The organism is Streptomyces sp. 8K308, from assembly GCF_004348315.1.
Lineage (GTDB): Bacteria > Actinomycetota > Actinomycetes > Streptomycetales > Streptomycetaceae > Streptomyces.
Window position 1 is genome coordinate 1 of record NZ_SMKC01000615.1, and the last position, 1,516, is coordinate 1,516.

1 protein-coding gene is annotated in these 1,516 nt (G+C 76.8%); it reads right to left on the minus strand.

Annotated elements, in window-relative coordinates; translation table 11 throughout:
• Positions 1 to 155: 155 nt before the first annotated feature.
• The coding region (locus E1265_RS37675) for a hypothetical protein (RefSeq protein ID WP_207931357.1) at positions 156 to 1,516 on the minus strand (1,361 nt) is incomplete at its 5' end.

Here is a 1,516-nt window from a genome sequence, read left to right on the forward strand (position 1 = left end):
GCACTCGCGGATGCCCCGCTCTCCGGCCACTGGTTCTCCGCCCAGTTCCAGGAGCTCCTGGCCAACGCCTACCCGCCCCTGTAAGCCGGTAGGAACACCGAACCACCCCTGAAGGTGAGGGGCCAGGACGTCGCGCCCCGGCCCCTCACCCATGCTCAGCGCGCGCCCGGTTGGCCGAGCGGCCAGCGTCTGGCTCCGAACTGGGTGACGGTGACCAGCGTTTCGCCGTCCCGGGACAGGGCGACGCCCGCCTCGGTCGCGGCGAAGGGGAGTTCCGCGAGCACCGTGTCAGTGGCCGCGTCCCACACGGCGCCGCGCCCGTGGCTGCCCGGGAAGTAGGCGCGGGGGCCCGTGGCCGTCCAGACCAGGGCGCCCTCCGGGTGGTCGAGCATCGGGAGGTCGCGGACGGCGATCCGGGGGATGGCGCGGCGTCGCACGCCCGTGGCGTCGGCGGTGAGCGGCAGCGTCCAGAGCGCCGCGTGGCCGCGCAGCGTCGAGCCGGCGAGGGCCAGGGCCGAGCCGTCGGGGGCGAAGGCGAGGCCGGTGATGCAGCGCAGCTGCTCAGGCTCCGCGCGCAGCAACGTTTTTCCACTGGCGACGTCCCGCACCACCACCCGCGTCGCGCCCGCGCGCAGCCCGCAGGCCACGCGTTCGCCCGAGGCGTCGAGCGCCGCCTGGTCGAGGAGGCCGCCGCGCTCGGTGAGCACGAAGACCTTGCCGCCGGTCTCCGCGTCGAGCACCACCACCCGGGCGGCGGCGTGCGAGGCGAGCACCAGGCGCGAGCCGTCTCCGCTGAAGGCGAGCCGCAGCCGTTCCTCGCCGTGCGGGGCGGCCGGCGGCAGCTCCCGGCGCCAGCGCTCCGCGCCGCCCTCCACCTCGTTGAGGACCAGGCAGGGTTCATCGCCGAGCAGGCCGCGCGCGATGACGTCGCCGCGCGGGCCGAAGGCGAGGCCCGCCAGATGGCCGGCGCCAGGGACGGCCGGCAGCCGGCCGATCTCGGGCGGGCCGCCGTCGGCACGCGCGCGTACCAGCACCAGCGGGCGCTCGCCGGCGCGCCGGTCGAGGGCGGCGGAGTAGGCGAGGGCGCGGGCGTCGTCTGCCACGGCCACGTCCCGAACCGGCTGGTAGGAGCAGGGGAGTTCACCGGGGAGCCCGGAGAGCAGCACCTCGCCGGGGCCGGGGTCCTGGGCGAGCGCGGCGGCGTCGGCGGGCGGGGCACAGCCGGCGAGGAACCAGGCGTCGATCTCCTCCTGGACCACGACAAGCGCCCGGCCGTCCGGGGTGAAGGCGGCCATCGCGCTGGCGGGGTCGGCCCACAGGGTCCGGCCCTGGCCGTCGAAGAGGAGCGAGCCGAAGTCGGTGCCGATGAACGCGTGGGGGCCGGCGGCGGTCCAGACGGCGCGCGCGGTGATGGCGGCGGTGGGTGAGTCGGCGTCGAGGCCCTCGGTGAATCCGGTGGGGCGCAGCAGCCGGCCCGGGATGAGGGTGGTGTCGTCGCGCAGGGCGAGGAGGCGGG